Below are 20,800 nucleotides of genomic sequence, written 5' to 3'. Positions count from 1 at the left end.
TATGGACCGCGTGCGAAATCTGCTGGAACAAATCCAGAATCGCCTTGAAGACCTGAACAAGGCCGAGCGCAAAGTCGCCGAAGTGATCCTGCTCAATCCGCAGCAGGCCACGCGGTTCAGCATCGCCGCCCTCGCCCAGGCCTCCAAGGTCAGCGAGCCGACCGTCAACCGTTTCTGCCGCTCGTTCGGCGTCAGTGGTTACCCGGAACTCAAACTGCAATTGGCCCAGAGCCTGGCCAGTGGCGCGGCGTATGTCAGCCGTGCGGTCGAGGCGGATGACAATCCTGAGGCTTACACGCAGAAGATTTTCGGCAGCGCAATTGCCTCGCTGGACAGTGCCTGCCAGGCGCTCGACCCGAACCTGATCAGCCGCGCCGTCGACCTGTTGATTCAGGCCCGGCAAATTCACTTCTTCGGCCTCGGCGCCTCGGCCCCGGTGGCGCTGGATGCGCAGCATAAATTCTTCCGTTTTAACCTGGCCGTGACCGCGCATGCCGATGTGTTGATGCAACGGATGATTGCGTCGGTGGCGCACACTGGCGAGCTGTTCGTGATCATTTCCTACACCGGGCGTACCCGTGAATTGGTGGAAGTGGCGCGGATTGCCCGGGAGAACGGCGCTTCGGTGCTGGGCCTGACGGCTGAAGGTTCGCCACTGGCCAAGGCCAGCACGCTGAGCCTGAACATTCCGCTGCCGGAAGACACCGACATTTATATGCCGATGACCTCGCGGATTATTCAATTGACGGTGCTGGACGTGTTGGCGACCGGCATGACCCTGCGCCGTGGCGTGGATTTCCAGCCGCATTTGCGCAAGATCAAAGAGAGTCTGAATGCGAGCCGCTATCCGGTGGGGGATGAGTTTAACTAACCCGGAGGGATCTTCAGCGCCTGTTCCGGCCTCATCGCGAGCAAGCTCGCTCCCACAGGGGAATGCATTGCAAATGTGGGAGCGAGCTTGCTCGCGATGACGTCAGCAGCAGCACCGCACCACGTTGCTCAAACCCCAACCCGCGCCTGCAAACTCAAATGCGCCCTCTCCCCCGGCGCCAGGCTCAAGCTGTCGGTGCCGCCGCTCGCCGCTTCCACGCAGACAAATTCCAGCACTTCATTCCAGCTCACCCCGAGTAATGGCCGCGACCCCGGATGCCAGACCACCGTGTCGCCATCGTCACCGGTGTCGATGCACAATTCGCGCTGCCAGGCGTGGTCCTTGAGCTGTAATTCGCCGTCATGCTGGAACACCCGCTGACAGCCGCCATCCACGCGCAACTCACCTTCCTGAAGACAGGCCTGCCGGCTTAACTGGTCATAACCTTGCGCGCCGTCGAGCCCAGACAGCGCTACCTCGCCAACGTCGCCAATACGCCAGTAAGCGTGCAAAGCCTGACTCAACTGGCACGGCAAGCTGTCCTGATGCTCGGTGCTCAGGCGCAAATCCATGCGTTCGCCAAGGTGCGCGTGCAGGTCAACGGTCCAGTCACACAGCTGCAATTGCCAATGCAAATGCACGCCTTCTTCGTCGTGGCGGCTATCGAGCAACTTCCAGTCAAGCAACCGCGCCCAGCCATGCGACGGCCAGGCGTTTTCGCTCGGGTGGCGGCCAAACCACGGCCAGCACACCGGCACACCGCCACGAATCGCGCCGACGTGCGGCCACTTCGCCGCGCACCACAACCAGGGCTTTTGCCCGGTTGGCTGAAAGTGCAGCAACTGTGCGCCCTGGCGACTGAACACCGCTTGGCACAGCGGATGATCGATCACCAGCACATCGCGCATCTGATAGCGCTCCCACGCAAACACCGGGCGTTCGCGCAAGGATTTGAAGAAGCGTTGTAACGGATGCTCATGCATGTGCCGCGATCCTGAAATACATTGGTGTAGCGAACACACTGTGGCGAGGGGGCTTGCCCCCGTCGGAGTGCGAAGCGCTCCCTGAACTGTCGTTGCGATGTGCTGGAAAAAAAACGACTGCTGCGCAGCCGAACGGGGGCAAGCCCCCTCGCCACAACTGGATCGCTCTCCACAACTGGTCGCTCTCCACAACTGGTTGCTTTCCACAGCAAGCCGCTCTTCACAACAGGCCCTGCACGACAAGCCCTTTGGCCACAGGGTTGTCATTGGTCCCGCGCAAAAAAAAGCGGATAGCCTTGGCCATCCGCATAAATGCGCACATAGAGGGGAGCTTATCGCAACAACGTTAGAACACCGACTGAATTTTCAGACCGGCCACCAGCGCGTTATCGACTTCATCAACACCGCCCGGGTGGGTGATGTATTGCAGGTTCGGACGCACGGTCAGCCAGTTGGTGACGTGGAAGCCGTAGTTGATTTCGTAGTTGTACTCGGTGCTGCGCAGTGGCGCGAACTGCAGGTCGTTGTAATCGCTGATGCCGTTGGACGCGTTGATCAGCTCGGCGTTTTTCTTCACGTCATCGTTGACATGAATACGCGCGAAACCGATACCGACGTCATCTTTCGGACGCGCATCAAACGGGCCTTTGTACACCAGCATCAGCGACTGATAGTTGTCGATGAAGTTGGTGTCCTTGTCGTGGAACGTCGCGTTGGCCGCAATGTTCAGACCGCGCGAAGCGTCACCGTTGTGCGTGGTGAGTTGCTGTTGCGCCACGAACCAGTAGCCGGATTTGCTGCTGTGACTGCGATAGGCGTTGCCGCTGGTGGCTGCGTCATTGCCGTTGTCGTCTTCGCGAACGTCATCCGCCTTGGCCGTGCTTTTGTAGTAACCGACACGGTATTCGCCCGGCAAGTTGTTCGGGTTCGGCAACCAGACCAGTTCAACGGGCAGGACCGTACCTTTGGTGCCGCTGCCGCTGAGTTTGAAGCCGTTGCCGTGTTCCAGTTGCGACGGGTTCTGGTTGTACGCGCCGATCTGCGCATAGAACTCAGGCGAGATGTTGTACTTCACGCGAATCGCCGCTTGGCTGACTGGCCAGTTGTACCAGATGTTGGTCGCCCAGTTACCGACCTGGGAACCGCAGAACGCCAGGTTCTGGAATTCGCACGGGAAGGTGTTGAAGTCTTCACCTTCGCCGAAGTAACCGGCCTTGACGTCGAGTTTGCCGTCGAGGAACTGGTGTTTGATCCACAACTGGGTCAGACGGACCATGTGGCCACGGCCATAGACTTCCTGCGAGGAGCTCAAGGTGCCGGCACGCGGATCGCCAACGCGGTCGTTGGAGATGTTCTGGCCATTACGGTTGGTCAGCTGGATCTTCGCTTGCGTGTTGTCCCAGCCCCAAAGTTTTTGCAAGTCCAGGGCCACGCCCAGACCGAACTGGTCGGAGTAACGCGCCGTCTTGTCGTTGTTGTAGCCGCCGTGAAGGTTGCCGCCCACTTCACCGACGTAATCGGCCTTGATGTCGATACCCTGCTCGATCAGCTTGGTCCGCTCGCCACCCCAGTCACCGGTCATCCACTGAGAATCGGCGCTGAACGCGTCAGCCGCGTGAGCGCTACCGGCCATGGTCATTACCGCAACAGCTGACAATTGGCAGATAAGCTGAGCGTTGTTCTTCTTCTTCATCCCTACATCCTCGTTTTATTGTTATTAACTGTTTTTATCTAACGCGGTTTACATCGAATGCGACGAATGGGCCCATTCGCCGCTTATCCCCTTGTAGGAGCCAGGCTTGCCGGCGAAGGCGTCCTTGAAATCGCCTTCGCCGGCAAGCCTGGCTCCTACAGTTTTTGTTTTTCAGCGTCCTTTGAACTGCGCGACGTTGCCAACCGCAGCTTCAGTTTTCGGCTGACCCGCAACGCCGAGACGCTCGCCGGTCTTGGCATCGAACAGCAGCACTTTCGCCGGATCGAATTGCAAGGTCAGGGTCTCGCCCACGCCCGGCGCAACGTCCGGCGCCAGTCGGCAGCAGACCTTGGTGTCGTTGAGGTTGACGAACACCAGCGTGTCCGGCCCGGTTGGCTCGGTGACCTGGACTTCGGCGCGGATGGTCGGCAAACCGTTCGGCTCGCCGTTGGCCAGAACGATCTGTTCCGGCCGCAGGCCGAGGATCACTTCGCGATCTTCGAGGCCGGCGTCCTGCATGCCCAACGGCAATTCGCAACGCGCCTGACCGCTGTCGAGCAGGGCCAGCAGACGCCCGTCCTTGCGCTGCAAACGCAGAGGGATGAAGTTCATCGGCGGTGAACCGATGAAGCTCGCCACAAACAGGTTGGCCGGGTTGTTGTAGATGTCTTTCGGCGTACCGAACTGCTGAATGATCCCGTCCTTCATTACCGCCACTTTATCGCCCAGGGTCATCGCTTCGATCTGGTCGTGGGTCACGTATACCGTGGTGGTTTTCAGGCGCTGGTGCATCAGTTTCATTTCGGTGCGCATCTCGACGCGCAGCTTGGCGTCGAGGTTGGACAGCGGTTCATCGAACAGATAAATCTTCGGCCGCCGCGCCAGCGCCCGGCCCATCGCCACGCGCTGCTGCTGGCCACCGGAGAGCTGGCCGGGTTTGCGATTGAGCAGATGTTCGATCTGCAGCAACTTGGACACCCGCGCCACTTCGGTTTCGATGTCGGCCGCCGGCATCTTGCGAATCTTCAGGCCGAACGCGATGTTCTCGCGCACGCTCATGGTCGGGTACAGCGCGTAGGACTGGAACACCATGGCGATGTCGCGATCCTTCGGGCTCATGCCGCTGACGTCCTGGTCATCGATCATGATCGCGCCGCCGGTGATGGTTTCCAGGCCGGCGATGCAGTTCATCAGGGTCGACTTGCCGCAACCCGAAGGCCCGACAAGAATCAGGAACTCACCATCCTTGATCGACAGGTCGATGTCCTTGAGGGTGTCCGGCAGGCCCGGGCCATAGGTCTTGTTTACATTGCGAAGTTCGAGCGTAGCCATGATTACCCCTTGACTGCGCCGGCCGTCAGCCCGCGCACGAAATACTTGCCTGCGACCACATAGACCAGCAGGGTCGGCAGCCCGGCGATCATCGCCGCCGCCATATCAACGTTGTATTCCTTGGCCCCGGTACTGGTGTTGACCAAGTTGTTCAGCGCCACGGTAATAGGTTGCGAATCACCACTGGAGAACACCACGCCGAACAGGAAGTCGTTCCAGATCTGGGTGAACTGCCAGATCAGGCAGACCATGATGATCGGCGTCGACATCGGCAGGATGATCAACCGGAAGATGGTGAAGAAACCGGCGCCATCGAGCCGCGCGGCTTTCACCAGCGCATCCGGCACGCTGACGTAGTAGTTGCGGAAAAACAGCGTGGTGAACGCCAGCCCGTAAACCACGTGCACGAACACCAGACCGGTGGTGGTGCTCGCCAGGCCCATTTTGCCGAGGGTGAATGAGGCTGGCAGCAATACGGTCTGGAACGGCAGGAAGCAGCCGAACAACAGCAGGCCGAAGAACAACTGCGAACCACGGAAGCGCCACATCGACAGCACGTAGCCGTTGAGCGCGCCGATCGCGGTGGAGATCAGCACCGCCGGAACGGTGATCTTGATCGAGTTCCAGAAATAGCCGTCAACCGTGGCCCAGGCCTTGACCCAGCCAATGCCGCTGACCACGGTCGGCCAGCTCAGCAAGTTGCCGGTGTTGATGTCTTCGGGTGTCTTGAAACTGGTCAGCAGCATGACCACCAGCGGAATCAGGTACAGGAACACCGCGAGGATCAGCACCGCGTAGATCGCGATGCGGCTGAGGCTGATGGCCGGTTTGGCAGCGAAACTAGTCATGGCGCTTGGTCCTCAGCTCGGAATACAGGTAAGGCACGATGATGGCGAGAATCGCCCCGAGCATCAGGATTGCACTGGCCGAACCCATGCCCATCTGGCCGCGGCTGAAGGTGAAGGAATACATGAACATCGCTGGCAGGTCGGAGGAGTAACCCGGACCGCCGGCCGTCATCGCCGCCACCAGGTCAAAACTCTTGATCGCGATGTGCGCGAGGATCATCACCGCACTGAAGAACACCGGGCGCAGGCTCGGCAACACCACTTTGAGGTAGATGCGCGGCATGCTCGCGCCGTCGATCTGGGCGGCGCGGATGATCGATTGATCAACCCCACGCAGACCGGCGAGGAACATCGCCATGATAAAGCCCGAGGCTTGCCAGACGGCAGCGATCACCAGGCAATACACCACGCGATCCGGGTCGATCAGCCAGTCGAGACGAAAGCCTTCCCAGCCCCAGTCACGCAATAATTTGTCCAGGCCCATGCCCGGGTTGAGCAGCCATTTCCACGCGGTACCGGTGACGATCATCGAGAGCGCCATCGGGTACAGGTAAATGGTGCGGATGAAACCTTCGCGACGGATGCGCTGGTCGAGAAACACCGCCAGCAGCACACCGATCACCAGCGTGATGCCGATAAACATGCCGCCGAAGACCGCGAGGTTTTTGCTCGCAACCCACCAGCGGTCGTTTTCAAACAGCCGCTGGTATTGCGCCAGACCGGCCCATTTGTAGGTCGGCAGAAATGTCGAACTGGTGAACGACAGGACAAACGTCCACAGGATATAGCCATAGAAGCCCACCAGAACGATGAACATGCTGGGCGCCAGCACCAGTTTCGGTAGCCAGCGCTGCAGCGCATCGAATGGCGAGGCCTTGCTGAACACAGCAACAGAACTCATGGGAAGATCCAGTACGAAGAGAAAATTTACGTTGGAAATGCTGACCCCTGTAGGAGTGAGCCTGCTCGCGATAGCGGCGTATCCGTCAGCCAATCATCAACTGACAGATTGCAATCGCGAGCAGGCTCGCTCCTACAGGGCCAAGCATTACTTGGCCGACTTGACCGCGGCGCCGAGTTTCTTCGCGGCATCGGCCGGATCGGCTTTCGGGTCGTTGATGTAGTTGGTCACCACATCAAAGAAGGCGCCTTGCACCGCCAGCGTGGTCGCCATGTTGTGCGCCATGCTTGGTTGCAGGCCGCCGGACTTGGCATCGGTCAGGAAGTCTTTGGCCGCGGTCTGGGCGCACGCATCGAAACCGTACTTGCCCATGTCGGCGAGCATGTCGTTGCGAACCGGGATCGAGCCTTTGTTGATGCTGAAGACTTTCTGGAAGTTTTCACCCAATACCACTTTGGCAATGTCTTGCTGAGCGGCAGCGGTGCCCGCGTCTTTCTGCTTGAACACCGCCAGGGAATCGATGTTGTAGGTGAACGCCTTGTCGGTGCCCGGGAACGCTACGCACTGGTAGTCGGTGCCGGCGACTTTCTTCGCGGCGGTCCATTCGCTCTTGGCCCAGTCACCCATGATCTGCATGCCGGCCTTGCCGTTGATGACTTTGGCCGCTTCCAGGTTCCAGTCCTGGCCCTTGCCGTCGGCGTCCATGTAGGTCGCGACTTTCTTCAGCTCGGTCAGCGACTTGACCATTTCCGGACCGGTCAGGGTCGCGTTGTCGAGGTCAACCAGAGCCTTCTTGTAACCGTCGGCGCCCATCACCGAGAGCACCACCGCTTCGAACACGGTGCTGTCCTGCCAAGGTTGGCCACCGTGGGCCAGCGCGATGAAACCGGCAGCCTTGAGCTTGTCGCCCGCGGCATAGAATTCTTCGAGGGTGGTCGGTGCTTTTTCGATCCCGGCTTTCTTGAACACTTCCGGGTTGATCCACAGCCAGTTGACGCGGTGAATGTTCACCGGCACGGCCACGTAATCACCGTCGTACTTCACGGTATCGGAGACTTTCTTGTCGAGCAGGCTGTCCCACTTTTCCGACTTGGCGACATCTTTCAAAGCGTCGGTGTCGAGCAGACCGGTAGACGCCCATTCCTGAATGTCCGGGCCTTTGATTTGCGCAACGCCTGGCGGGTTACCGGCCACGGCGCGGCTTTTCAGAACAGTCATGGCCGTAGCGCCACCGCCACCGGCAACGGCGCCGTCCTTCCAGGTAAAGCCGTCTTTTTCGACTTGGGCCTTGAGCACGTCAACAGCGGCTTTTTCGCCACCGGACGTCCACCAGTGAACGACTTCTACCGAACCTTTGGATTCGGCGGCAAGCACACTGAGGGGGATCGCAGACAGGGAAACGAGAGAAATGACAGTAGCGAGGCGAGAAATCGCATTCATCTAGAAGTACCTTTCTTGTTGTTATGCATTGCAAGTCTGGTGCTTGCGCTGCACGGATTTTAAACAGGAGTTATCCCTTCGCAGGTAACGAAGGGACGCTTGAATGTCACCACATGGTTACACAGGAACGCGCTGTGACCACTGGCCCAGCGCAGTCGCCATGCTTGGCGCCAGCGGTAAACGTGGAATCAGCACAGCTTGCCAGGCGTGATACAGATCGGGTTTGCCCGCCCAGATATCCGCGCTCGGGCGGTTCAGCGGGTCGAGTTCATGGTGCCAACTGCCGTCGCAACGATCGATGAAATGGCTCTCACAGAATTCCCAGAACAGGCGATACCAGGTTTCGTATTGCTCATCGCCGGTGCGCTTGAGCAAGGCACTGGCGGCAGCGCTGGCCTCGCAATGGGTCCAGTGCAAACGATGGCGCACCACCGCGCGATTGTCCCAGTCGAGCGTGTAGACAATCCCCGGCGCGCCATCAATGTTCCAGCCGTGGCGGCAATTGTTATCGAAGAGTTTCTGCGCATCTGTCGCCAGCCAGCCCGGCGTCAACATGCCGGCCCGGACCCGCGCGGCTTCGAGGTGCAGCAACAGCCGCGCCCATTCAAAACCGTGGCCCGGCGTGGTGCCATAAGGGCGAAAACCGTCCGCCGGGTTGTCGTGGTTGTACTCGCGCAGCGGCTGCCAGTCGCGGTCGAAATGCTCGACCACCAGGTAATCGTTGGCGGCAGCGTGGCCGTGGATCACGCGTTCGACGATGCGTTGCGCGCGTACCAGCCAGCGGTGGTCATCGGTGACATCGGCCAGCGCGAGGAACGCTTCGGTGGCGTGCATGTTGCTGTTGGCGCCGCGATAGGCCTCTTCGCCACTCCAGTCGCGCGCGAAGGATTCGCGCATGGCGCCCTCCTCTTCGCTCCAGAAATGCGCGTCGATCACGCGGATCGCTTCATCGAGCAACGCCTGCGCGCCGGGGCGCTTGGCGACCACGGCCGAACTGGCGGCGAGCGCAACGAAAGCGTGCAGGTACGCGGCTTTGCCGGTGTTGTCATCGCGATGCCCGGCGACCGCGAACCAGCCGCCATATTCGGCATCTCGCAGCGGACCGCTGAGGGCGCGGACACCGTGATCAACCAGCTCGGCAAACCCCGGCAGGCCCTGAATATGCGCCATGGCGAAGCTGTGCGTCATGCGCGCGGTGTTCATGGTTTCTGCGTGAGCGTCGGGCGCGAGGTGGCCCTTTTCATCGAGATTGCCGAAGCCTTCCGGCAGCTTCGAAGCCTTGGCAAACGTCAGCAGGCGCAGGCCTTCGGCGGCGAGCCAGTGCTGATGGGCAGGCGCATTGAGCCAACTGTCGAAGCTCGGTTGGAAGGTGTCCATGGGGTACCTTTTTTGTTGTTATGACTGCCGGCAGTCTAAACAACGGCCGAGGAACGGCAGGTAACGAAGGGGACGGGTTTTGTCACCGAGTTGTGACAAATGTGTTGGGACTTTGCTGTTGTGTTGAGTTTAAGAGCCACCCCTCACCCCAGCCCTCTCCCCAAGGGGTAGAGGGGGCCGACCGAGTTGTTCTTGGAGATACATCGACCTGAATTACCGAGTTGCACTCAGGTATTGAAAAACCCCCGATCGATGGAGATACATCGACCTGAACTACCGAGTCGAACTCAGGTTCTGAAAAACCCCCGATCGGCTCCCTTTCCCCCTCTCCCCTCTGGGGAGAGGGCTGGGGTGAGGGGTGGATCTGAAGAGCGAAAATCAATCAAGCGACCGCGGCAACTGCAACGTCACGCGCAACCCGCCCTCGCGCAGGTTCTGCAAACTCACTTCGCCGCCATGGCTGTGTGCGATGTTGCGCGCGATGCCCAGGCCCAAACCGTAACCCTGCTGCTGCCCGGCCAGACGAAAGTGCGGTTCAAACACCTGCTCCATACGCTGCTCCGGCACGCCCGGGCCTTCGTCGTCGACGTGCAAGACAAACGCGCTCTGGTCATCGTCGATGTGCAAATGCGCGTTCTGCCCGTACTTCAACGCGTTGTCGATCAGGTTGCCGATACACCGCTTGAGCGCCAGCGGTTTCCCCGGATACGCCGCCAGCGCCCGGCCATGCTGGGTCACGCGACCATTGCCATTCGGCGCCAGGTACGGTTCCACCAGACAATCGAGCACATGATTGAGGTCGACCGGCTCGATGTTTTCGTGAATGTCGGTGTCTTTCACGCATTGCAGCGCGCCTTTGACCAGCAGCTCCAGTTCATCCAGGTCGCGGCCGAACTTGGCTTGCAGCTTCTCGTCTTCAAGCAATTCGACGCGCAGGCGCAGGCGAGTGATCGGCGTGCGCAAGTCGTGAGAAATCGCGCTGAACAACTGGCTGCGCTCGGTCAGGTAACGGCTGATGCGTTCGCGCATGGCATTAAACGCGCGGCCGACCTCGACCACTTCGCTGCCGCCGCCCTCGGGCACTGGCTCGACTTCGGCGCCAAGCGACATGTCCCGCGCCGCACGCGCCAAACGCTTCAGCGGCCGGCTCTGCCAATGCACCAGCAGGCCGATAAACAACAGTAAAAATCCGCTGGTGAGCACGATAAACCACACTTGCTGCGCGGGCAGGCCTTGTTCTTCAAGGCTGGTGTAGGGTTCGGGCAACAGCGAGGCGATGTACAGCCATTCGCCCGGTGCCATTTGAATTTGCGTGACCAGCACCGGCGGATTCACCGGTTCCAGGGTCAACGCGTAATGCGCCCACGAACGCGGCAATTCATCGAGTTTCAAGCCACTGTTGAAGATGCGCAGGTCTTCGGGGCTGACGAACGTCACCGAGATGTCAGTGTCGTGGCCGAGGGATTGGCGCAACACTTCGTCGACCGCTTTGAGCACCGCTTCCTTGCGCGGCGTGATCGGCAACACCTCCATGCCCAGCGGCTTGTCGTTGAGCGTCACCACAAATCGCGTGCCACCCATGCTGCGCAACTGGTCGAGTACCAGCGGCCGAAACGCCACCGGCAACGAGCGGAAATAACTGACGCTGGCGGTCATCGAATGCGCGAGGCTGCGCGCGCTGGTGACCAGGCCTTCAAGCTGAGTGGCGCGCAATTGCGAAACCCAGATCACACTCGACAACGCCTGAGCGAACATCACCACCAGCAACGTCAACAGCAACATCCGCCCGAGTAATGAGCGTGGTACCGGAACCTTGGCGGCGAGGGAACGCAGCCCGTTAATGACCATTGCTGGCGACCACGTTGGCGGCCAGTTGATAACCACTGCCGCGCACGGTGCGGATCAGCCGTGGCGGTTTTTCGGTGTCGCGCAGGCGTTGGCGCAAGCGGCTGACGGCCATGTCGACGATGCGATCGAGCGGCATCAAGTCGCGGCCACGGGTGGCGTTGCCGATGGTGTCGCGGTCGAGGATTTCCTGCGGGTGGTCGAGAAACAGTTTGAGCAAGGCGAAATCGGCACCGGACAGAATCACTTCTTCGCCGTCGGTGTGAAACAGCCGATGGCTGACCATGTCCAGTCGCCAGTCATCGAAGGCCAGCACTTCGCTGCCCGAGCGTTCCTGGCCGAATTGCGCGCGACGCAGCAGCGCTTTGATCCGCGCCTGCAATTCGCGCGGGCTGAAGGGTTTGCCGAGGTAATCGTCGGCGCCGAGTTCCAGACCGATCACGCGGTCGGCCTCGTCGGAGCTGGCGGTTAGCATGATGATCGGCACCTGGGCCTGGCGCGGATGCTGGCGAATCCAGCGGCAGAGGCTGAAACCGTCTTCGTCCGGCAACATCACGTCGAGGATCACCAGATCGCTCGGCGCATCGTTCATTGCCTGCCGAAAACCGGCGCCGTCCGGCGTGGTGCGCACCTGAAAACCTGCGCGGGTCAGGTAGGTGTCCAGCAACTCGCGTATCTCTTGATCGTCATCGACCAACAAAATCGACTTGTTGACTGAGCTCACAGGGGCGGCATCCTTGTTGTTTGAATTGGGCGGATTATGCCTCAAGCGCGGAACCGACAAACACCACAAACCCCATGTAGGAGTGAGCCTGCTCGCGAAAGCGGTATACCAGTCAACATCAATGTTGAATGTCAGTCCGCCATCGCGAGCAGGCTCACTCCTACAGGTTTAATGTGTTTCAGGCTTGGTCCAGCGCTACTCCCGCGCCGACCAGCCCGGAATACGGCGCTGTTACCAGCCACACCGGGATGCCTTTGAAGTAATCGCTCATGCAGCCCTTGTCGGCAAAACACCGGGCGAAACCGCTTTCGATGAAGAAATCGGCAAACCGTGGAATCACCCCGCCGACGATAAACACCCCGCCGCGCGCGCCGGTGGTCAGCACGTTATTGCCGGCGACTCGCCCGAGCCAGCAGCAGAACTGCTCCAGCACTTCCAAGGCAATCGGATCGCCCGCCAGCCCTGCCGCGGTGATTGATTCCGGAGAATCGAGCACCGGCTCGTGGCCGTCCACCGCACAGATCGCCCGGTAAACCCGAGGCAATCCGCCGCCGCTCAATGCCGTCTCGGCGCTGACGTGGCCGATCTCGTTGAAGATGTGTTGCCACAGCTGGGTTTCACGCGGGCTGCTCAGCGGCAGATCGACGTGACCGCCCTCGCCCGGCAATGCCGCGAACCGGCCTTCGCCCAGATTCAGCAACGTGCCGACGCCCAAACCGGTGCCGGGGCCGATCACCACCGCCGGGCGCAGGGGCTCCGGCGTGCCGGCGCAAACCACACGAAACTCATCCGGCTGCAAACGGGTCATGCCCAGCGCCATCGCCGAGAAGTCGTTGGTCAGGAGCAATCTGTCGACCTGCAAAATCTCGCAGAACGCCTTGCGGCTGAGGCGCCAGTGGTTGTTGGTGAATTTGAATTCATCACCACTCACCGGGCCCGCCACCGACAGGCACACCGAGCCGATGTCGCCGGGCTTCAAGCCCAACCCACCGAGGTACACGCCAATGGCCTCCTCGGGGCTGGCGTGATCCGCCGTCGCCAGCACCTGGATCGATTCCAATTGCTGGTTTTTCCACAACGCGAAACGTGCGTTGGTCCCACCGATGTCACCGACCAAAGCCAGTTTCAATTAAGCGTCTCCAGGGCAGAAGTGAAGGCGCTGGCGCCCTGCTCTGCGGAGCTGAAGGCCATGCGCATGAAACCAAACAGTTCGCGCCCGCTGCCGATGTTGTTGGCCAACAGGCCTTTGGCGGGTTCGCGCGCTGCGAATTCTTCGGCGTCCACCTTAAGCTCAAGAGTGCCTTTGACGCCATCGACGCGGATGATATCGCCCTCTTGCACGCGCGCCAAAGCGCCGCCGACAAAAGCTTCCGGGCTGACATGAATCGCCGCCGGGATTTTCCCCGAAGCGCCGGACATGCGCCCATCAGTGACCAACGCCACCTTGAAGCCGCGATCTTGCAACACGCCGAGGAACGGGGTCATTTTGTGCAATTCCGGCATGCCGTTGGAGCGCGGGCCCTGGAAGCGCATCACCGCGACAAAATCTTTCTCCAGCAAACCGGCCTTGAACGCGTCGGCCAGATCCTGCTGATCCTGGAAAACCATTGCCGGTGCTTCGACGATCTGGTTTTCCAACGCTACGGCGGAGACTTTCATCACGCCGCGACCGAGGTTGCCTTCCATCACCCGCAAGCCGCCCTCGGGCGAGAACGCGCGCGCCACCGGACGCAGGATGGTTTCGTCGAGGCTTTCGATCGGGCCTTCGCGCCAGACCAGTTCGCCGTTATCGAGGAACGGTTCGACGGTGTACCGGCTCAAGCCGTGGCCGAGCACGGTGTTGACGTTTTCATGGAGCAACCCGGCTTCCAGCAGCTCGCGGATCAGGAACGACATGCCGCCAGCCGCCTGGAAGTGGTTGATGTCGGCTTTGCCATTCGGATAGACGTGGCTGAGGGTCGGCACCACCTCGGAGAGGTCGGCCATGTCCTGCCAGGTCAATTGAATGCCCGCGGCCATGGCGATGGCCGGCATGTGCAAGGTGTGGTTGGTCGAGCCGCCGGTGGCGTGCAACGCGACAATCGAGTTGACCAGCGAACGCTCGTCGACGATTTCGCCGATCGGCATGAAATCGCCATTCTGTTTGGTCAGGCGCGTGACTTGATGCGCCGCCTCGCGGGTCAGGGCATCGCGCAACGGCGTGTTCGGGTTGACGAACGAGGCGCCCGGCAAGTGCAGGCCCATGACTTCCATCAGCAGTTGGTTGGTGTTGGCGGTGCCGTAGAACGTGCAGGTGCCGGGGCTGTGGTAGGAATTCATTTCCGATTCCAGCAGCTCTTCGCGGCTCGCTTTGCCTTCGGCGTAGCGCTGGCGCACATCGGCTTTCTGCTTGTTGGAAATGCCCGACACCATCGGCCCGCCCGGGACGAAGATGGTCGGCAGATGGCCGAAACGCAGCGCGCCCATCATCAGGCCCGGGACGATCTTGTCGCAGATTCCGAGCATCAGCGCGCCATCGAACATGTTGTGCGACAGCGCCACGGCGGTCGACATAGCGATCACTTCGCGGCTCGGCAGGCTCAATTCCATGCCCGGCTCGCCTTGGGTCACGCCATCGCACATCGCCGGAGTGCCGCCGGCGAACTGGCCGACAGAACCGATTTCGCGCAGGGCTTTCTTGATTTGTTCGGGGAAGACTTCGTACGGCTGATGCGCCGAGAGCATGTCGTTATATGAGGAAACAATTGCGATGTTGGCCGAGTTCATCATCCGCAGACTGTTCTTGTCTTCGGTGCCACAACCGGCCACGCCATGGGCGAAGTTGGCGCATTGCAGCTTGCCGCGCATCGGACCGTCGCTGGCAGCGCCGCGAATCAGCGCAAGGTAAGCCTCACGAGTAGCTCGGCTACGGGCGATAAGCCGTTCGGTGACCTCAAGGACGCGGGGATGCATGTGTAGAACTCCAGGCTAACGGATGTGGCGACCTGATTGTCTATGCTGATCAAGCGCCGCTGTCGGTGAGATGACAGACGGTTTACTTGATCGATCGGACCAGTTGATTCAGGTCACTCGTTGTAGATTGAACAAAATATTGCCATTAAAAAGGCTTGTTTTCTATTTTTATGCGAATAATCTTGTAATTCCAACAACAAATCGACGGCGGCCCAGTTAAATGACTCTTCGAATCGCAATCAATGGTTTTGGCCGTATCGGCCGCAACGTCCTTCGCGCACTGTATACCCAAGGCTACCGCCAGGATTTGCAGATTGTTGCGATCAATGACTTGGGCGACAGCTCGATCAACGCTCATCTGCTCAAGTACGACACCGTTCACGGCACTTTCGACGCCGAAGTGCAGCACGACAATGAAAGCCTGACCGTCAACGGCGACCGCATTTCGGTCAGCGCCATTCGTAACCCGGCCGAACTGCCATGGGCGGCCGAGAAGATCGACGTGGTGTTCGAATGCACCGGTCTGTTCACCGACCGCGCCAAAGCCGCTGCGCATATTACGGCCGGCGCGCGCAAAGTGATTATCTCGGCCCCGGCCAAGGGCGCCGACGCCACCGTGGTGTATGGCGTCAACCACGACATTCTGCGCCAGTCGCACCAAATTATTTCCAACGCGTCGTGCACCACCAACTGCCTCGCGCCGGTTGCGCAGGTGCTGCACCGCGAGCTGGGGATCGAAAGCGGTCTGATGACTACGATCCACGCCTACACCAACGACCAGAACCTCACCGACGTCTACCACACCGACCCGTACCGCGCGCGTTCGGCCACGCAGAACATGATCCCGAGCAAGACCGGCGCCGCTGAAGCGGTAGGCCTGGTGCTGCCGGAACTGGCGGGCAAACTGACCGGCATGGCGGTACGCGTGCCAGTGATCAACGTTTCGCTGGTGGATTTGACCGTGCAATTGAAGCGCGAAGCGTCGGCCGATGAGGTCAACGCGCTTTTGAAAGAAGCCGCACAGCACTCGAAAATCCTCGGCTACAACACCCTGCCGCTGGTTTCGAGCGATTTCAATCACAATCCGCTGTCGTCGATCTTCGATGCCAACCACACCAAATCCAGCGGCAAACTGCTCAAGGTATTGGCCTGGTACGACAACGAATGGGGCTTCTCCAACCGCATGCTGGATAACTGCCTGGCGCTGTGTAACGCCGAGTAACCCACACCGATTTGCAGGAGCAAGGCTTGCCCGCGAAGGCGGCGTGTCAGCGACCTTAACGGTGACTGACACACTGCTTTCGCGGGCAAGCCTCGCTCCCACAGGTTTCAGCGGTGTTACATAACCGCCACAAATCAACACTTGACCATCGAGCTAGATGATAAGCATTATCATTCGCTTGAAATGGATCAGGTCCTCCCGTGAGTCAATCGCGCTTCAATCACGTCTTCATCGCCCAGCGCGTTTCGCTGCTGCGCACGCTGGAGCGGATGGTCAACAATCACAGCACCGCCGAAGACCTGCTGCAGGAAACCTACCTGCGCGTGACCCGGGCGTTGAGTGAACGGGCCATCGATCACCTCGAACCCTTCGTCTTCCAGACCGCCCGCAACCTGGCGCTGGACCATTTGCGTGCGCGGCGCATTCAGTCGCGGACCTTGCTTGATGACGTGCCGCTGGACGTCGTCGAAAGCATCGCCGCTCCGGTCAGCAGCGCCGAAGACGCCGCGCATGCCGAACAATTGCTGGAGCGCTTGAACGTGAGCCTTAGTGAACTCAGCCACCGCCAGCAGCAGATTTTCATCCTCAGCCGCCTGCACGGGCACAGTTATCTGGAGATTTCCGAGCAGCTCGGCGTGTCGTTGAGCACCGTGCAAAAGGAACTGAAGCTGATCATGGCGATCTGCATTGGCGTCGCCGAGCGGCATAACGGCAGCGGCAAGCATTAAGCTGCAAGCTGCAAGCGCAACACCGATCTCAGCTCAGGCTTGCGGCTTGCAGCTTGTAGCTTGAAACTGCTCCACCTGCCACTGCCGAGGAAACACCGTGACGGACACCCACCGCTCTCTTCCGCCCGCCCCGGCGCGAGACCCCGCCAGCGCGATGGACCAGGCGCTGGACTGGTTGATCGTGATGGGCAGTCCGAGCGAGGAACAATCGCGCCAGTTCCATGAATGGCTGGCCGCTGACCCGCTGCACGCTGAAGCGTTCGCCAAGGCGCAAGCGATCTGGGATGGCCCGCAAGTGGTGCAAAGCGCACAAAACCTTGCCGCCCAACCGGCGAAAGTCAGCGTGTTGGCGCGCCTGCGCCCGCACTGGAAACCGCTGGCCACTGCTGCGGTGTTGATCCTCGGGTTGTTCAGTTTCAGCAACGTGCCCCTGCGCCTGCAGGCCGATCACCTGACCGTGGTCGGCGAACGCCAGCGCCTGCAATTGGAGGACGGCTCGAAAGTCTTGCTCAACACCAATTCGGCGTTCTCCAGCACCATCAACGATCAGCAGCGCGTCGCGCGTCTGTATCAGGGCGAAGCGTTTTTCGAAGTGCCGGCCAACCGTGACCAGGCGCTGGAAATCGATGCCGGGCCGGTCAAGGCCAGTGTGCGTGACACCGATTTTGCCGTGCGTTACCTCGACGGCGTGGCGCAGGTGCGGGTGCAACGCGGCGATGTCGATTTGCGCGCGACCCGCGACGATGCACGGGTGCGGCTGAGCGCCGGCGAAAGCATCCGCATCGGCCCCAACGGTTTTGACCGCCCGGCCAAACTCGATGCGGCGACTGACCTGGCCTGGGTCGACGGACGTCTGGTGTTCGAGAATTGCCCGTTGAGCCAAGTGCTGGCGGAACTGCGCCGCTACTATCCGGGCTGGATCATCAACAACAATGAGCAACTCGCCGACGTCGCCGTCACCGGCAATTACCGTCTCGACCAGCCGCTGGACGTGGTCCGTTCCCTCGCTCACATCACCTCGGCGCGCCTGCAGGAATTCCCGGCGCTGGTGATCTTGAACTAAATGAGAATTATTTTTACTCGATAGCCGATGCTCGTTCGTCTCGTTATAGCCAATGCAATTGATTCGCATCTATCGATGCCAATCTGCACCTATAAGATTCGTGCGACACGGAGCGCTATCGATGTCCTCTCGCCATACCCGCCAGTCCTCTTCACCCTCGCGCATGCTGTCGCTGCTGACCGCCGCCATCCTGATGGCCGGCACTGCGCCAATGATGGCGGCGACTGCCGCCGAGCAGCCGAGCCGCAACATCGGCGATTACTCGTTCGCCATTCCACAGCAATCGCTGGTGTCGGCGCTGAATGCCTTTACCGGCGTCACCGGTTGGCAAGTCGGCCTGCCCGCCGAACTGGCTGAAGGCGTTGCCTCGCCGGGCGTGCGCGGTTCGTTGCCAGCGGACAAAGCCCTCGAGCGCTTGTTGGTGGGGACCAACTTGAGCTATCGCAAACTCGGCGCCAACAACATCGTGCTGGAAAAACGCAGCAACAGCGGCGCGCTCAATCTGCAACAAGTGACGATCAGCGCCACTCGCCAGGAACAAAGCATCGACAGCGTGCCTGCCACCGTCAGCGTGCAGACCCGCGACGAACTCGACCGCAACAACGTCAACAGCATCAAGGATCTGGTGCGCTACGAGCCGGGGGTCTCGGTCGGCGGCGCCGGCCAGCGCTCCGGCCTGACCGGTTACAACATTCGTGGAATCGACGGCGACCGCGTGCTGACGCAAGTCGACGGCGTGCAAGTGCCAGACAGCTTCTTCAACGGCCCGTACGCGCAAACCAACCGCAATTACGTCGACCCGGAAATCGTCAAACGCGTGGAAATTCTCCGTGGCCCGGCCTCGGTGCTGTACGGCAGCAACGCCATCGGCGGCGCCGTCAGCTATTACACGCTGGACCCGGACGACATCATCAAACCCGGCAAAGACGTCGGCGCGCGCCTGAAAACCGGCTACAGCTCGGCGGATGAGAGCTGGCTGACTTCCGGCACGGTCGCCGGCCGCACCGGTGATTTCGACGCTTTGCTGCACCTGAGCCAGCGCAATGGCCACGAAACCGATTCCTACGGCGAACACGGCGGCAGCGGCCTCAACCGCACCGAGGCCAACCCCGAGGACGTGCGCACCACCAACGTGCTGGCCAAACTCGGCTGGAACTACGCCGACGACGCGCGCCTGGGCCTGACCTACGAAAAGTACAAGGATGACCGCGACACCAATCAACTGAGCGCGGTTGGCGGGCCGTTCAACGCCGGACGCGGTTTCGGTTTCTACAAGTCGCGCACCGGTAACGACACGGTCAGCCGCGAACGTTTCGGCATCGAGCACAGTTTCGGACTCGACAGCGCGCTGGCCGATAACATCAAGTGGTCGCTGAACTATCAGATCGCCAAGACCGACCAGAGCACCGAAGAAATCTACGCGCCATCGCGCACGGTTTTGCGTCAACGCGACACCACCTACAAGGATCGCCAATGGGTGTTCGACGCCCAGGCCGACAAGTCCTTCGCGATTGCCAGCACCGATCACACGGTGACTTATGGCACCACCATCAAGCAGGACAAAGTCACCGGCCTGCGTACCGGCAGCGGCACCTGCCTGAGCGTGGCCGGCGCGTGCCGGGTGATTGGTGCACCGAGCGCCGCCGACAGCCCGGCCCCGGCCAGCGATTTCCCGGACCCGACGATCAACAGCTACAGCCTGTTCGCGCAGGATCAGATCAGTTGGGGCAACTGGACCTTCCTGCCCGGCGCGCGCTACGACTACACGCAGCTCAAGCCGCACATCACCGATGAGTTCCTGGCGACCGCCGACCAGAGCGGCAACGGCGTGGTCAGCGACAAAACCAAGACCTGGCATCGTCTGTCGCCGAAGTTCGGCACCACTTACAGCTTCAACGACCACTACACCTGGTACGGCCAATACGCTGAAGGCTTCCGCACGCCAACCGCGAAAGCCTTGTACGGACGCTTCGAAAACCTTTCCGGCGGCTATCAGGTGGCGCCGAATCCGGACCTTGAGCCGGAGAAGAGCAAGAGCTACGAAACCGGTCTGCGTGGTCAGTTCGACGCTGGGACCTTCGACGTGGCGGTGTTCTACAACAAATACCGCGACTTCATCGACGAGAACGCGATCACGCCCGGCTACTCGGAAACCACATTCCAGACCAACAACATCAAGCACGCGACCATCAAGGGCGTCGAGCTCAAGGGCCGTCTGAACCTCGACACCCTCGGCGCGCCGACCGGCCTCTACAGCCAAGGCTCGCTGGCCTATTTGTATGGCCGCAACGATGACAGCGGCGAACCGCTGAACAGCGTCAACCCGCTGACCGGCGTATTCGGCCTCGGTTATGACCAGGACAACTACGGCGCGCTGCTGAGCTGGACCTTGGTCAAACGCAAGGACCGCGTCGACAGCAGCAGTTTCAAGACCCCGGACGGCACCAGCACGCAGTTCAAGACCCCGGGTTATGGCGTGCTCGACCTGGCCGGTTTCTACAAAGTCACCGACGACGTGACGCTCAACGCCGGCCTGTACAACCTGACCAACAAGAAATACTGGCAGTGGGATGACGTGCGCGGTTACGACAGCGTCGGCGAAGCCTCGGTCACGCAACCGGCCAATCTGGATCGCCTGACCCAGCCGGGCCGCAACTTCGCGATCAATCTGGTCTGGGATATCTGAGGCTGAGCGTCCGAGCCTGAATATTTGAGCTTGAGCATCTGAGCTTGAGCATTTGAACCAGAAAGTCTCGCTGCGAAACATTTGTTAATGCGTCGCAGTGAGGTTTTTTTACGCTCGGACGTCTTCTGATTCGTC

The 20,800-nt window shown here is 60.5% G+C and carries 16 protein-coding genes; 5 read left to right on the top strand and 11 right to left on the bottom strand.

All coding sequences use genetic code 11. The annotated features are described in order from the left end of the window. Window positions 1-10: 10 nt before the first annotated feature. Window positions 11-871, top strand: a complete 861-nt coding sequence (locus BLU01_RS20365) for a MurR/RpiR family transcriptional regulator (protein ID WP_177331417.1) — start codon at window positions 11-13, stop codon at window positions 869-871. 128 nt (window positions 872-999) lie between these two features. Here the strand turns inward: BLU01_RS20365 and BLU01_RS20360 are convergent, their stop codons facing one another. The 11 genes from BLU01_RS20360 to edd form a co-directional block, all read right to left on the bottom strand. Continuing rightward, on the bottom strand, window positions 1,000-1,854 hold the full coding sequence (locus tag BLU01_RS20360) for a D-hexose-6-phosphate mutarotase (protein ID WP_092278885.1): 855 nt from the start codon (window positions 1,852-1,854) through the stop codon (window positions 1,000-1,002). A gap of 346 nt (window positions 1,855-2,200) precedes the next feature. Further along, window positions 2,201-3,547, bottom strand: a complete 1,347-nt coding sequence (locus BLU01_RS20355) for a carbohydrate porin (protein ID WP_092278883.1) — start codon at window positions 3,545-3,547, stop codon at window positions 2,201-2,203. Between the two features lie 171 nt (window positions 3,548-3,718). Then, the gene (locus BLU01_RS20350; RefSeq protein ID WP_092278881.1) at window positions 3,719-4,879 is read right to left on the bottom strand and encodes an ABC transporter ATP-binding protein; all 1,161 of its coding nucleotides are present in this window, start codon (window positions 4,877-4,879) and stop codon (window positions 3,719-3,721) included. A gap of 2 nt (window positions 4,880-4,881) precedes the next feature. Further along, window positions 4,882-5,727 carry a carbohydrate ABC transporter permease gene (locus tag BLU01_RS20345; RefSeq protein WP_092278879.1) on the bottom strand — a complete coding sequence of 282 codons (846 nt, stop codon included), beginning with the start codon at window positions 5,725-5,727 and terminating at the stop codon, window positions 4,882-4,884. After that, the gene (locus tag BLU01_RS20340) at window positions 5,720-6,628 is read right to left on the bottom strand and encodes a carbohydrate ABC transporter permease (RefSeq protein WP_092278877.1); all 909 of its coding nucleotides are present in this window, start codon (window positions 6,626-6,628) and stop codon (window positions 5,720-5,722) included. Before BLU01_RS20340 ends, BLU01_RS20345 begins: the two co-directional genes overlap by 8 nt. A 147-nt stretch (window positions 6,629-6,775) precedes the next feature. Then, the gene (locus BLU01_RS20335) at window positions 6,776-8,068 is read right to left on the bottom strand and encodes an ABC transporter substrate-binding protein (RefSeq protein WP_092278875.1); all 1,293 of its coding nucleotides are present in this window, start codon (window positions 8,066-8,068) and stop codon (window positions 6,776-6,778) included. Between the two features lie 117 nt (window positions 8,069-8,185). After that, the gene (locus BLU01_RS20330; protein WP_092278873.1) at window positions 8,186-9,445 is read right to left on the bottom strand and encodes a D-mannose isomerase; all 1,260 of its coding nucleotides are present in this window, start codon (window positions 9,443-9,445) and stop codon (window positions 8,186-8,188) included. Window positions 9,446-9,823: 378 nt separating this feature from the next. Further along, complete coding sequence (locus BLU01_RS20325; protein WP_092278871.1) at window positions 9,824-11,293, bottom strand: ATP-binding protein; 1,470 nt, start codon at window positions 11,291-11,293, stop codon at window positions 9,824-9,826. Further along, complete coding sequence (locus BLU01_RS20320) at window positions 11,283-12,014, bottom strand: response regulator (protein WP_092278869.1); 732 nt, start codon at window positions 12,012-12,014, stop codon at window positions 11,283-11,285. The genes BLU01_RS20325 and BLU01_RS20320 overlap by 11 nt, the downstream gene beginning before the upstream one ends. Window positions 12,015-12,192: 178 nt before the next feature. Next, window positions 12,193-13,143 (bottom strand): glucokinase, encoded by a 951-nt coding sequence (locus BLU01_RS20315; protein WP_092278867.1) that lies wholly within the window; start codon window positions 13,141-13,143, stop codon window positions 12,193-12,195. Beyond that, window positions 13,140-14,966 (bottom strand): phosphogluconate dehydratase, encoded by a 1,827-nt coding sequence (edd, locus tag BLU01_RS20310; RefSeq protein WP_092278865.1) that lies wholly within the window; start codon window positions 14,964-14,966, stop codon window positions 13,140-13,142. The genes BLU01_RS20315 and edd overlap by 4 nt, the downstream gene beginning before the upstream one ends. Window positions 14,967-15,186: 220 nt before the next feature. Here edd and gap point away from each other — a divergent pair, with 220 nt between their 5' ends. The 4 genes from gap to BLU01_RS20290 all read left to right on the top strand — a co-directional run bounded on the left by gap (window position 15,187) and on the right by BLU01_RS20290 (window position 20,665). Then, window positions 15,187-16,188 carry a type I glyceraldehyde-3-phosphate dehydrogenase gene (gap, locus tag BLU01_RS20305; RefSeq protein ID WP_092278863.1) on the top strand — a complete coding sequence of 334 codons (1,002 nt, stop codon included), beginning with the start codon at window positions 15,187-15,189 and terminating at the stop codon, window positions 16,186-16,188. Window positions 16,189-16,388: 200 nt separating this feature from the next. After that, on the top strand, window positions 16,389-16,916 hold the full coding sequence (locus BLU01_RS20300) for an RNA polymerase sigma factor (RefSeq protein WP_092278861.1): 528 nt from the start codon (window positions 16,389-16,391) through the stop codon (window positions 16,914-16,916). A gap of 97 nt (window positions 16,917-17,013) precedes the next feature. After that, a complete protein-coding gene (locus BLU01_RS20295; protein ID WP_092278859.1) occupies window positions 17,014-17,979 on the top strand; it encodes a FecR family protein in 966 nt (321 codons plus the stop codon). Window positions 17,980-18,100: 121 nt separating this feature from the next. Further along, a complete protein-coding gene (locus tag BLU01_RS20290) occupies window positions 18,101-20,665 on the top strand; it encodes a TonB-dependent receptor (RefSeq protein ID WP_092278857.1) in 2,565 nt (854 codons plus the stop codon). Window positions 20,666-20,800: the final 135 nt, after the last annotated feature.

This window comes from Pseudomonas prosekii (assembly GCF_900105155.1).
GTDB lineage: Bacteria > Pseudomonadota > Gammaproteobacteria > Pseudomonadales > Pseudomonadaceae > Aquipseudomonas > Aquipseudomonas prosekii.
Note: the sequence above shows the minus strand (reverse complement) of the source record. Positions and strands in the feature narration are given on the sequence as shown.